Here is a 12058-nt window from a genome sequence, read left to right on the forward strand (position 1 = left end):
GGGGAGAGGGGGCGGGAGGGGAGGGGGAGAGGGGGTTGTGAGGGGGAAAGGGGGTGGTGTGGTGCGGCCGGGGGCGCGGGCGTCAGTGGATGATGCCGGTGCGCAGCGCGACGGCGACCATGCCGGCCCGGTCGCCGGTGCCGAGCTTGCGGGCGATCCGGGCGAGGTGGCTCTTGACGGTGAGCGCCGACAGCCCCATGGACACGCCGATGGCCTTGTTGGACTGGCCCTCCGCGACCAGCCGCAGCACCTCGACCTCGCGGCCGGACAGCTCGCGGTAGCCGCCGGGGTGGCCGGGGGCGCCGGGCGGACGGCGGTGCAGCCGGGCAGCGGCCGCGGAGCCGATCGGGGCGGCGCCGGGGCGGCCCGGGACGCCGAGGTTGGTGCGGGTGCCGGTGACGACGTAGCCCTTCACACCGCCCGCGAGGGCGTTGCGCACGGCGCCGATGTCGTCGGCGGCGGACAGGGCCAGGCCGTTCGGCCAGCCCGCGGCACGGGTCTCGGACAGGAGCGTGAGCCCGGAGCCGTCGGGGAGGTGGACGTCGGCCACGCAGATGTCGCGCGGGTTGCCGACGCGGGGGCGGGCCTCCGCGATGGACGACGCCTCGATCACGTCCCGCACGCCCAGCGCCCACAGGTGCCGGGTGACGGTGGAGCGGACACGGGGGTCGGCGACGACGACCATGGCCGTCGGTTTGTTGGGGCGGTAGGCGAGGCTCGCAGGTTGCTCGAGGAGAACGGACACCAAGCCTCCAGGGGGGAGTGGCGGGGGGACGGGTCCGGCTTTGGGGGTAAGCCGGGGTAATCCGTATGGGAAGGGTCACAAGCCTCTTCGGCACCGAAGCGTCCCGGCTTTAGGGAATGATCACGAATTGGTGAGTAACAATTCGGGCAATTCGGATGCGAACGGTCGGCAACCGATCAGGTTGCCGACCGAAACGGTGCGGGGGATCGGGCGGAATCGGTCATGGATACGGCATCCGGGTGACCGTTCCGCCGCCGCGTCCGCTGCGCGGGCTCGGCGGTGCCGTAGGGGTTCGGGTGGGTCCGGCACCGCCGGGGTGCGCCGTTGCGGCTGAGCGCCGCGGCGGCGGTTTCAAGGATGCGGGGCATCCGGGACCGGCCGGTCCCGGCCGCGCTCGGTGGTGAAGGGGACGGGCCCCTTCAATCCCGCCGCAGCGGTGATCAGCCACAGCGGATGTCTTCGGCGGCGCCGAGCTTCCTGAGCCCGTACGGCACCGCCGGACAGCGCCGCTTCGGCTGAGCGCCCTCGCGGCGGTTTCAAGGATGCGGGGCATCCTTGACCGACTGGGACCGGCCGCGCCGCCGGTTCGGCGGTGAAGGGGCCGGCCCCTTTGAATCCGCCGCAGCGGTGATCAGCCACAGCGGACGTATCCGGCGGTGCCGGACTCGCCTCGCCCCCGTACGGCGAAAGCGCGCGCAGCGCTAGCGGCGGCTCTGGGGGTCCCTGCGCTGGGGGAGCGTGACTACCCCGGCATCGGGGGCGCCGCCCGGCGGCAGGCCCGCGATCTGGCACAGCAGGTCGCACCACGCCGCGAGGTGCGCCGCCGTGTCCGGCACCCCGGGCTCCTCCGGCGGCTCCGCGGCCGGGCCGCCGCCCTTGCCGCCCCGCACCGCCCGGACGGGCTTCGCGGCCGCCGGCGGGACCGGCGACCAGGAGGCCCGGATCTCGATGCGCGTCGACGGTTCCCGTTCGGCGAGGCCCCCGAAGTAGTGCGACCCGGCCCGCGTGACCGTGCCGCTCGGCGCCGCGTACGGCACGCGCCGCGCTTCGAGCGCGCCGGTGAGCCAGGACCAGCAGACCTCGGGAAGCAGCGGGTCCGCCGCCATCTCCGGCTCCAGGTCCGCGTGCACGAGCGTCACGAGCCGGAACGTGCCGCCCCAGGCCTCGTGCCCGGCGGGGTCGTGCAGCAGGATCAGCCGGCCGTCGGCCAATTCCTGGTCGTCGACGACGACCGCGGCCTCCAGCGCGTACGAGAAGGGGGCGAGCCGCTGGGGCGGCGGCGTCGCGTCGAGCTCGATCTCCGGCCGCAGGCGCACTCCTTGCAGCCCGGCGACCGCCTGCCGGAAGACGGACGGGGAGTCCTCCCCATCCGCGTCGTCCGGACCGTCCGAGAGGTGTCCCTGCGCCGCAGCCATGCCCGGAAGACTAGGCGGAACGACGCGCGGTTCCGGGTAGGACACCCACACGGGCGGGTCACTCGTTCGGCCCGTGCGAAGATTTGGGGCATGAGTGAGCGCAGCCAGCAGCAGACAGGCCGTACCGCCGCACACGACTCGGCGTTCCTGAGGGCGTGCCGGCGCGAGCCGGTGCCCCACACTCCGGTCTGGTTCATGCGGCAGGCGGGCCGCTCGCTCCCCGAGTACCGCAAGGTGCGCGAGGGCATCCCGATGCTCGACTCCTGCATGCGGCCCGACCTGGTCACCGAGATCACCCTGCAGCCGGTCCGGCGGCACAACGTCGACGCCGCGATCTTCTTCAGCGACATCGTGGTGCCGCTGAAGGCCATCGGCATCGACCTGGACATCAAGCCGGGCGTCGGCCCGGTCGTCGCGGAGCCCGTCCGTACCCGCGCGGACCTGGAGCGCCTCCGTCCGCTCGACGCCTCCGACGTCCCCTACGTCACGGAGGCCGTCGGCCAGCTCATCGGCGAGCTCGGCGCGACGCCGCTGATCGGCTTCGCGGGCGCGCCGTTCACGCTCGCCAGCTACCTCATCGAGGGCGGCCCCTCGCGCACGTACGAGAACACCAAGGCCATGATGTACGGCGACCCGGAGCTCTGGGCCGACCTCGTCGACCGCCTCGCGGGCATCACGGCCGCCTTCCTCGACGTCCAGATCCGGGCCGGCGCCTCCGCCGTCCAGCTCTTCGACTCGTGGGCCGGCGCCCTCGCCCCGGCCGAGTACCGCAACTTCGTCATGCCGGCCTCCGCCAAGGTCTTCGACGCGGTCGCCCACCACGGCGTGCCCCGCATCCACTTCGGCGTCGGCACGGGCGAGCTCCTCGGCCTCATGGGCGAGGCCGGCGCGGACGTCGTCGGCGTCGACTGGCGCGTCCCGCTGGACGAGGCCGTCCGCCGCGTCGGCCCGGGCAAGGCCCTCCAGGGCAACCTCGACCCGGCCGTGCTCTTCGCCGGGCGCGCCGCGGTCGAGGCGAAGGCGCAGGAGGTGCTGGACGCGGCGTCCGGCCTGGAGGGCCACGTCTTCAACCTGGGCCACGGCGTCCTGCCGAACACGGACCCGGAGGCCCTGACGCGCCTGGTGGAGTACGTGCACGAGCGCACGGCCCGCTGACCGCGCCTGTCAGCCACCGGCCCGGCGCTCGCATCAGGTCACACAGGGTGCCCGCGCACATCGCGCAGGGTTCGGCCGTGGTGACCGCGCCCGAAGGAAGCGGCGGCGCGACGAGCGGGCGGCCGGAGGCGGCCGCCCGCGAGGTGTACGACGCCCCGTCAGCGCTGTGCGGGCTCGCCGGCTGCCGACGCGTCAGCCGTCAGTCCGTCAGCGCCGGGTAGTCGGTGTAGCCCTTCGCGCCGCCGCCGTAGAACGTGGCGCGGTCGGCGGCGTTGAACGGGCCGCCGGCCTTCAGGCGGGCTGGCAGGTCCGGGTTGGCGAGGAACAGTGTGCCGTAGCTGATGACGTCGGCGGTGCCGTCCTCGATGAGCGCGAGGGCGTCCGGGCCGGTCGGGCCGTCGGTGAAGGCGTTGAGGACCAGGGTGCCGGAGAACCGCTTGCGCAGGTCGAGGGTGAGCTCGCGCATGCCGGAGACTTCCATGACGTGCAGGTAGGCCGGGCCCAGCGGCTCGATCGCGTCGACCAGGGCGGTGTACGTCGCCTCGGTATCGGTCTCCGCGATCGAGCCGAGCGTGTTCGCGGGCGAGATCCGCAGACCGGTCCGCTCCGCGCCGATCTCGGCGGCGACGGCCTTGACGACCTCGACGGCGAAGCGGATGCGGTTCTCGACGCTGCCGCCCCACTCGTCGGTGCGCCGGTTGGCGTTGGAGGCGAGGAACTGCTGGACCAGGTAGCCGTTGGCGCCGTGCACCTCGACGCCGTCGAAGCCGGCCTCGATCGCGTTGCGCGCGGCTGCGGCGTGGTCGGCGATGGTGGCGAGTACCTCCGGGCCGGTCAGCTCCCGGGGAGTGACGAGGTCCTTCATGCCCTCGGGGGTGAAGTGGGCGCCTTCGGCGGCGATCGCTGACGGGCCCACCGGAACCAGACCGTCCGGCAGCAGGACCGGGTGGCCGATGCGGCCGGTGTGCATGAGCTGCGCGAAGATCCGGCCGCCCGCGGCGTGCACGGCGTCGGTGACCTTGCGCCAGGAGGCGACCTGCTCGGCGCTGTGCAGGCCCGGGGTCCAGGGGTAGCCCTGCCCGACGGCGGAGGGCTGGACGCCCTCGGTGATGATCAGGCCGGCCGAGGCGCGCTGCGCGTAGTACTCGGCGGTCAGCTCGGTGGCGGTGCCGCCCTCGCCGGCGCGGCTGCGGGTCATCGGCGCCATGGCGATGCGGTTGGCGAGCCGGGTGCCGGCGAGGTCGATGGGGTCGAAAGCGGTGGTCATGACGGTCCCCTCCACAAATCATTGGCCGACCAAGCAATCGGCTCGAGAGGCACTGTAGCGCATTGCTTGGCTGGCCAACATAATGAGAGGGAAGAGACCCCGGACCGCCCATGGAAGAAGCCCGCTCATGACCGACGCCCCGGACGACGCCCCCGGCCCCTGTGCCGCCGAAACGACCGGAGTGGCCGAAGCCGCCGATGCTCCCTGCGCCGACGGAGCCGCCGGCGCCCGGCTGTGCCCCGGAGGCGAGGGGCAGGTCAGTCACGCCATCGCCCGCGTCGCCCGCGCCCACCGCATCACCGCGGGCAACCTGCTGCGCCGCCTCGGTCTCTACGCGGGACAGGAGCTGCTGATGATGCGGCTGTGGGAGGCCGGCCCCCAGCGCCAGTCCGAACTGATCAAGCTGCTGGGCCTGGACCCCTCCACCGTGACCCGCATGGTCCAGCGGCTGGAGCAGGCCGGCCTCGTCACCCGGGAACCGTGCGCCGCCGACCGCCGCGCCGTCATCGTCGCGACCACCGAGGCGGGCGAGGCCCTGCGCAAGGAGGTGGGGCAGGTGTGGCAGGAGCTGGAGGAGCGCACGCTCGCCGGCCTCGGCGACGACGACCGGAGCGAGCTGGCCAGGCTCCTGGCACACCTGGAGGACAACCTCACCGGGTGCTGACTGCGCTCTCGGCGCGCCGCTACGGCTTCGGGGCCTGCGGCGGGAACGGAATCCCGGCGAGCGGCGGCAGCAGGACCTCCTCCTCGTAGGCGAGGTGCGCCGTCAGCTTCTCCGACATCCGCTCCAGTTCGGCGCGGAACCGTACGGGATCGGCGACGGCGATGTCCGCCAGCAGCGCGCCCAGCTCCTGCTGCAGCCGCGCCACGGTCCGGTGCTCCGCCCGGAGCCGCTCGAAGGCCGCGCCGAGTTCCGGGTGATGGGCTTCCATCACGGGGAACAGATGCCGGTCCTCGCTGGTGTGGTGGAACTCCAGCGACTGGCAGAACGCCAGGCAGTGCTGTCGGATCTGGAGCCCCAGCCCCGGTCCCGGCGCCGCCGTCTCGCCTCCCGGCGCCGCGAAGTGCGCGTCGACCTCGTCGCGTACGTGCTCCAACTGCGCGCGCAGCCAGGTGTGGACCTCCATGACCTTGTCGGCGAGCGTCCTGACCGGGGCCGGCGCGTCCTCCCCGGCGCGCTCCAGGATCACGACCGGCAGGACGCGCGGGGTGTTCGCCTGGTAATCGCCGTACCCCGGCGCCGCGCGCACCGCGTGGGCGAACAGCCGGTCGCGCCGCTCCCCTTCGGCGGGCACCGCCACCGCCCCGTACCGCTCGGTCCCGATCTCCACCTGGACGAGCGGGTGGGCCAGCAAGTTGTGGTACCAGGCGGGGTGCCGGTGCGCTCCCATGCTGGATCCGACGACCAGGACCAGTCCGTCATGGCGTACGTAGCCGAGCGGGGTGGTGTGCTCCGTGCCGGACTTCGCGCCCGTGGTGGTGAGCAGCAGCAGGTCGCCGCCCTCGAACGGGCCGCCGACCTTTCCGCCGTTGGCGCGGAACTCATCGATGACGGATTGATTGAAGGAAGACATGTGTGTGGGCTCTCCGGAAAATGCAGGACCGCGTCAACGTGCGCGGGAATGCCTGAAGTCGGGGATCCGCGCGAGGCGGAGGGGGTGAGGAGACAGGGCGCGCGGAGCGCCGGGGCGTACGCGTACGAGCACGCCGCCCGCGTCAGGCTCAGCCTGCGGAACGCGAGTTCATGGGAAGTACCCCTGCAACAACGGGTGGTCGCCCGGCTGCCGGCCGGCCCACTTCTCTTTGGCCGGCGCCACGCGCCACGTCGCCCATTACAACCGCAGGGCCCGGCCCGCGTCAAAGCCGGAGATCGTCCGGGCGTCACCGCTCGCTTTGCATGTCATGCTCATGCCTGGATAGCGTGGTGATCACCGTTACCGACCACGACGGGGAATCATCATGCACATAAGGAAGTTGGCGGCCGCTGCCGTCACCGCCGCCGTTCTCGCCGGCACCACAGCCCTGACCGGCGGCGTCGCCACCGCGGCCGACGTGCGGACCGCCGACGCCTCGTACTGCACCTACGGCAAGCTCACCGCGCTGGAGAGCGTGAAGATTCGCACGGACAGGAAGCTGAACGCCACCGCCGTCGGCCTGCTCCCCAAGGGCAAGTCCGGCCGCGGCTGCGACTCCACCGGCACCGGCCTGAGCGGCCAGTCCTACAACCTCTGCGGGAAGAAGGACAACAGCTGGGTCCTCCTGGGCTACGCGGGGCACGAGGGCTGGGTGCCCACGGCCTGTATCAAGCAGTGGCAGTGACAATCTGACACCGGTGCGCCGTGAGCGGTTCTTCCGCTCGCGGCGCACCGCTGTGTGAGCGGTCAGCGCCCGCGCTCGGCGGCGGACCGCACGGGGAGGGCGCGGACCCCCGCCGCCGAGCGCAGCCACGCCTCGGTGGAGAGGGTGTGCACGAGCGCGGGGCGTACGGCGCCTTCCGTGCACGCCTCGGCGACGGCGGCCCGCAGACGGCCGGCGTCGGCCATGCCGTACCGGGCGAGTAGCAGGTCGTCGCACAGGGCGAGCAGTTCCGTGCGGTGGCGGCGGAACCCCTCGGAGACCTCCGCGCCGGAATCCGGCTCCGTCGTGCGGCGCAGTACGGCATCGGGGACGAGGCCGCGCATCGCCTCCGCCAGCAGGGGGTCGCAGCGCCAGGGGGTGGCGCGCTCGTGCAGGCGCACCGCCAGGCACGCCTCCAGCACGCGGTCGTCGAGGAAGGGGTAGGCCGCGGTCAGGCCGGCGCCCGCCACGACCTGTCCGTCGATCCGGGAGCGGCGGCCGGCGGTCTGCGCCAGCATGACGGCCTCGTGCCGGCCGCGTGAGCCGGCGAGCGGGCGCGCGTCCGCCGCGGCCGCGCCGAGCAGGGCGCGGGCCGCCTCGGCGGCTTCCGCCGTGGCCCACGGCACCATGCGCAGGTCCGGCCCCCAGCCGGCCGGGCCGTCCGGGCCGGGCGGGGAGAGGAGGGCGCCGGCCTGGTCGCCGAGCCACGTGCGGTAGTCCCGGCGGTCCAGCAGCAGGTCCAGGACGGAGCGGGTGGGCCGGCGGCGCAGGATCCGGTGGGCGCGTGCGTGGCGCCAGCACGTGCGCGGGTGGCTGCGCGCCAGGTCGTGGAGGTAGGCGCGCCGTGCCCGCACTGCCTCGTCGCCGCCGTGCCCGCTGAGCCGTACGCGGCAGCCTTCGGCCGCCAGGAGCCCGGAGAGCGCGAGGACTTGGGCCTGGCTGCGCAGGCCCGGGTTGGGTTCGTCCGTGCCGGCGGGGCGCAGGAGGTCCGCGAACTGCGGGGGGCGCTGCCCGGGCGTCACGACGAGCCGCCGGGCGCCGGGCAGGTCGCGGGTGGCGAGGCCGGCCCATGCCGCGTCGTCGTCGCTCTGGTCGGTTCCCGTGCAGGTCACCGTGGTCAGGCCGGGCCGGTGCCGGTGGGCGAGGAAACACAGCGACATCGAGTCCAGGTCACCGGACAGGTCGCAGCCGATGCCGATGCCGATGCCGATGCCGATGCCGATGCCGATGCCGATGCCGATGCCGGTGCCGGGCGGCCCCTCGGCCCCTCCGGCCCTTGCAGCCCCTCCGGCCCCCGCGGATCCGGCAGTCCTCGCCGCCCCGGCAGCCCCTGCCGTCCCCGTGGCCCCTGCGGCCTCGATGCGGAACGCCACGGCCGTGGCCAGCGCGTCGCGCAGGAGCGGGGCGCCCCGGGACAGGGGCAGTTCCGGCTCGGGGGGAGTCCACCAGCGTGCGGTGCGGCTCCGCCCGCCGGCCCCGATCAGCAGGCAGTCTCCCGGCGGCACCGCCCGGACCCCTTGCCACGGCGGCATGTCGGCCACGGGATGCGGCAGCGGCGGGTTCAGCAGCCGGGCCGCGAGCCACTGCCGGTCCAGACCGTTTCCGGTCAGGCGGGCCAGGACGTCGCACCGGTCGGCGGCCACGACGGTGCCTGCCAACGGCGCGAAGAAGACCCTCCGCAGCCCCGACGCGCTGCCCTGGACCCGGAGCATGCCGCCCGCCACGGCCACCGCGTGGAAGCTCCCCGGCAGGGCCGCGCCGATCCGGTCCAGGCGCGCCACGCTCTCGCCGAGCCCCGCGGCCAGCCGGTTCAGCCGGCCCGCGGTGACCGGGCACTGGCCGATCACCGCGAGCCTCGCGCCGCCCGCCGCGCCGACCACGATCTCGTCCGTGCTCCAGTGGCCCATCAGCCACGGCCGTCCCGACGCATGGGGGACGGACCGGGCGGCGAGGGGGCGCAGGAGCCCGGCCGCGAGGCTGCCGGCTTCGCTGTCGGGCAGCACCGCGAACCAGCGCGCACCGCAGCCGGACACCCCGCTGTCCTTACCGGTCGCGCCGGCCGGAGGGGCCGTCCCGGAAGTCCCCCCGCCGGCCCTGCGTGTCCTCTTCGAAGGTGCCGGTCTCGACGAGCCCGGGCGATTCGCAGGTCTTCTTCTCGTCCACGGTCTTCTTCTCGTCCACGGGATCCACCTCGGTCCTGACCGGTATTCAGGCTTCCCTTTGGGGGACTATTGCCAGCATCGCGCCGTAATTCCGTGATGCGCAAGTATCCGGCCTTACGCACGATCGGGTGAGTTTGCCCGACCTTCGCGTGGCGCGGAATTGCGCATACGCACCACGACCCGCCCGCGTCATCAGCCCGCAGGCGGGCATCCACCTGAATCTCACGCCCGTCAACTCGATTGTCCCCGAGCGTCCTTGACGGCCGCCGCCGCCCTGCGGGCCGCCACCAGCACCGGGTCCCACACCGGTGAGAACGGCGGGGCGTAGCCCAGGTCCAGAGCCGTCATCTGATCCACCGTCATGCGGGCCGTGAGGGCCACCGCCGCGACGTCCACCCGCTTCGCCGCGCCCTCGCGTCCCACGATCTGCACGCCCAGCAGCCGCCCCGTGCCGTGCTCGGCGAGCATCTTCACCGTCATCGGGCGCGCCCCGGGGTAGTAGCCGGCGCGGCTCGTGGACTCGATGGTGGCCGTCACGCAGCGCAGGCCCTCCGCCCGCGCCTGGGCCTCCAGCAGGCCGGTCCGGGCGATCTCCAGGTCGCAGACCTTGCTGACGGCCGTGCCCACCACGCCGGGGAACGTCGCGTAGCCGCCGCCCACGTTGGTGCCGATGACCTGCCCGTGCTTGTTGGCGTGCGTGCCGAGGGCGATGTGGCGGGTGCGGCCGGAGACGAGGTCGAGGACCTCCACGCAGTCGCCGCCCGCCCAGACGTTCTCGTGGCCGCGCACCCGCATGGCCAGGTCCGTGAGCAGTCCGCCCGAGGTGCCCAGCGGCAGGCCCGCTTCACGGGCGAGCGCCGTCCCGGGGCGCACGCCGAGGCCGAGGACGACCACGTCGGCGGGGTGTTCGCGGGCGGCGGTGACGATGGCGCGGACCCGGCCGTCCGGGCCGGTCCGTACGGCCGTGACCTCGGTGTCCGTCACGACCTCGATGCCCATGCCGGTCATGGCCTCGCGCACGAGCGCGCCCATGTCGGGGTCGAGGGTCGACATCGGCTGCGCGGAACGCTCGATCACCGTCACCGTCCAGCCGCGCCGGACGAGCGCCTCCGCGGCCTCCACGCCGATGTACCCCGCGCCGACCACCACCGCCCTGCGGTCCGCCGCGCCGCCGTCGAGCGCGGCGACGAGCGCCCGGCCGTCGTCCAGGGTCTGCACCCCGTGCACGCCCGGGGCGTCGATGCCCTCCAGGGGCGGCCGGACGGGGCGGGCGCCGGTCGCGAGGACGAGGTGGTCGAAGCCGTGCCAGCGCTCCGTACCGGACTCCAGGTCGCGTGCGAGAATGCGCTGCCGGTCGAGGTCGAGCCCGGTCACTTCCGTGCGCATCCGTACGTCGATGCCGCGGGCGCGGTGCTCCTCCGGCGTCCGGGCGACGAGCGCGTCCGGGCCGCCGACCACGCCGCCCGCCCAGTACGGGATGCCGCACGCCGAGTATGACGTGTGCCGGCCGCGCTCGAACGCGACGATCTCCAGCTCGTCCGGCTTCCTGAGCCGGCGCGCCCGGGACGCGGCGGACATGCCCGCCGCGTCGCCTCCGACGACCACCAGTCGCTGTGCGGCCATGTCCGCTCCTCCCGTTCCCCGGTCCCGGTCGCCCGGTCTCCGCTCAGTCTCCGGCACTCCAGTCCAGGAAGACCGTCTCGCCGTCCCCCTGCAGCTGCACGTCGAAGCGGTACGCGGTCCGCCGCCCGGCCTCGGGCCGCGCCAGCAGCGTGGCCCGCCGGTCCGCCGGCAGCGCCGCCAGCAGCGCGTCTCCGGGCGGCTCGGTGACGTACACCCGGGTGAACAGGTGCCGGTCCAGGCCCCGGGCGTGGACGCACAGGGCCAGGTACGGCGCGCCGCCCGGCAGCAGCGTGCGCAGGACGTAGTGCCCGTCCCGGTCGGTGGGCACGCGGGCCCAGCCGGTGAACGTCTCCCCGTCGCGGTGCAGGCTGCCCGGCGCGCCGGCGAGCGAGCCGTCGGGGGCGGCCTGCCAGAACTCCAGGAGCGCGTCGGGCACGGGCGCGCCCTCCCCGTCGCGGACATGGCCGTGCAGGGTCACGGCGGCCGGGTGCCCGGCCGGGGCCGCGTCGCCGCCGCCCGGGAAGGGCAGGGCGGTGCCGTAGTAGGGGCCGATGGTCTGGGACGGGGTGGGGGGCAGCAGCATCAGCGGGCCCCTTCGGTCCAGGTCGCGGACGGGCCGTCCAGGACGATGTCCCAGCGATAGCCGAGGGAGCGGCCGGGCTCGCCCAGCGCGCGGTCCAGGGCGCTGACCAGCCGGGCGCGGGCCGCCGCGTCGCTGACGGCGTTCCGGATGATGTCGTCGGGCAGGAGCGGGTCGCCGGGGAAGTACATCTGGGTCACGAGCCGCTGCGTGAACGCCGTGCCGAAGAGCGAGAAGTGCAGGTGGGCGGCGCGCCAGGCGTCGTTCGCACCGCCCAGCGGGTAGGCGCCGGGCCGGATGGTGACGAAGCGGTAGCGGCCGTCGCCGTCGGTGAGGCAGCGGCCCGCGCCGGTGAAGTGGGGGTCGAGCGGGGCGGGGTGGCGGTCGAGGGGGTGGGCGTAGCGGCCCGCGGCGTTGGCCTGCCACAGCTCCACGAGCTGGCCGCGCACGGGACGGCCCCGGCGGTCCGTGACCCGCCCGGCGACGACGATGCGCTCGCCGACCGGCTCGCCGCGGTGCTGCCGGGTGAGGTCGTGGTCGAGGGGCCCGACGTCGGCCGTCCCGAAGACGGGACCGCTCAGCTCGGCGGTTCCGGGAGCGACGGGCATGGGCACGGGCACGGCCGGCCGGAGGGGAGCCCGGAGGGCGACGGCCCGCGCTGCGGCGGCGAAGGCGCTGTCCCCGGAGTCCGTTGGGCGTATCTGTTCCTGCGCGGGACGCGGTGCGGGTTCAGAGAGGGCCATGGACCTGATCTACCCCGGGGCGCCCCCGGTG

General features: G+C 74.4%; 13 protein-coding genes. 4 read left to right on the top strand and 9 right to left on the bottom strand.

From position 1 onward, the window contains the following. Nucleotides 1–82: 82 nt before the first annotated feature. Entirely contained in the window at nt 83–745 is a 663-nt protein-coding gene (locus tag IF61_RS0128125) for a response regulator transcription factor (protein ID WP_030369345.1), read from the bottom strand. Between the two features lie 701 nt (nt 746–1446). Further along, entirely contained in the window at nt 1447–2160 is a 714-nt protein-coding gene (locus IF61_RS0128130) for a DUF3000 domain-containing protein (protein ID WP_030369346.1), read from the bottom strand. Between the two features lie 90 nt (nt 2161–2250). On the opposite strand from IF61_RS0128130, the gene hemE reads away from it, so the two are divergent. Both hemE and IF61_RS36060 read left to right on the top strand, forming a co-directional pair. Then, the gene (gene hemE / locus IF61_RS0128135) at nt 2251–3315 is read left to right on the top strand and encodes a uroporphyrinogen decarboxylase (protein ID WP_030369347.1); all 1065 of its coding nucleotides are present in this window, start codon (nt 2251–2253) and stop codon (nt 3313–3315) included. A 47-nt stretch (nt 3316–3362) separates the two neighbouring features. Beyond that, nucleotides 3363–3536 (top strand): hypothetical protein, encoded by a 174-nt coding sequence (locus IF61_RS36060; RefSeq protein WP_157848700.1) that lies wholly within the window; start codon nt 3363–3365, stop codon nt 3534–3536. On the opposite strand, the gene IF61_RS0128140 is transcribed toward IF61_RS36060, so the two are convergent. Beyond that, on the bottom strand, nt 3515–4582 hold the full coding sequence (locus IF61_RS0128140; RefSeq protein WP_030369348.1) for an alkene reductase: 1068 nt from the start codon (nt 4580–4582) through the stop codon (nt 3515–3517). The two genes, IF61_RS36060 and IF61_RS0128140, sit on opposite strands and share 22 nt — an antisense overlap. A 127-nt stretch (nt 4583–4709) precedes the next feature. On the opposite strand from IF61_RS0128140, the gene IF61_RS0128145 reads away from it, so the two are divergent. Next, complete coding sequence (locus IF61_RS0128145) at nt 4710–5246, top strand: MarR family winged helix-turn-helix transcriptional regulator (protein WP_052393121.1); 537 nt, start codon at nt 4710–4712, stop codon at nt 5244–5246. Between the two features lie 19 nt (nt 5247–5265). Here the strand turns inward: IF61_RS0128145 and IF61_RS0128150 are convergent, their stop codons facing one another. Then, nucleotides 5266–6156: a nitroreductase/quinone reductase family protein gene (locus tag IF61_RS0128150; protein ID WP_030369350.1), complete on the bottom strand. Its 891-nt coding sequence runs from the start codon at nt 6154–6156 to the stop codon at nt 5266–5268. 385 nt (nt 6157–6541) lie between these two features. On the opposite strand from IF61_RS0128150, the gene IF61_RS33655 reads away from it, so the two are divergent. Beyond that, nucleotides 6542–6901: a hypothetical protein gene (locus IF61_RS33655; protein ID WP_157848701.1), complete on the top strand. Its 360-nt coding sequence runs from the start codon at nt 6542–6544 to the stop codon at nt 6899–6901. 62 nt (nt 6902–6963) lie between these two features. Here IF61_RS33655 and IF61_RS36655 read toward each other — a convergent pair whose 3' ends face one another. From IF61_RS36655 to pcaH, 5 genes are all read right to left on the bottom strand, one after another. Next, nucleotides 6964–8952, bottom strand: a complete 1989-nt coding sequence (locus tag IF61_RS36655) for an asparagine synthase-related protein (protein WP_030369351.1) — start codon at nt 8950–8952, stop codon at nt 6964–6966. Between the two features lie 10 nt (nt 8953–8962). Then, nucleotides 8963–9100 (bottom strand): hypothetical protein, encoded by a 138-nt coding sequence (locus tag IF61_RS36065; RefSeq protein ID WP_157848702.1) that lies wholly within the window; start codon nt 9098–9100, stop codon nt 8963–8965. A 212-nt stretch (nt 9101–9312) separates the two neighbouring features. After that, entirely contained in the window at nt 9313–10704 is a 1392-nt protein-coding gene (locus IF61_RS0128170; protein ID WP_030369352.1) for an FAD-dependent oxidoreductase, read from the bottom strand. Nucleotides 10705–10747: 43 nt separating this feature from the next. Next, a complete protein-coding gene (pcaG, locus tag IF61_RS0128175; RefSeq protein WP_030369353.1) occupies nt 10748–11287 on the bottom strand; it encodes a protocatechuate 3,4-dioxygenase subunit alpha in 540 nt (179 codons plus the stop codon). Further along, nucleotides 11287–12027: a protocatechuate 3,4-dioxygenase subunit beta gene (gene pcaH / locus IF61_RS0128180; RefSeq protein ID WP_078660569.1), complete on the bottom strand. Its 741-nt coding sequence runs from the start codon at nt 12025–12027 to the stop codon at nt 11287–11289. Before pcaH ends, pcaG begins: the two co-directional genes overlap by 1 nt. Nucleotides 12028–12058 lie beyond the last annotated feature (31 nt).

Source organism: Streptomyces roseoverticillatus, from assembly GCF_000719265.1.
Taxonomy (GTDB): Bacteria; Actinomycetota; Actinomycetes; order Streptomycetales; family Streptomycetaceae; genus Streptomyces; species Streptomyces roseoverticillatus.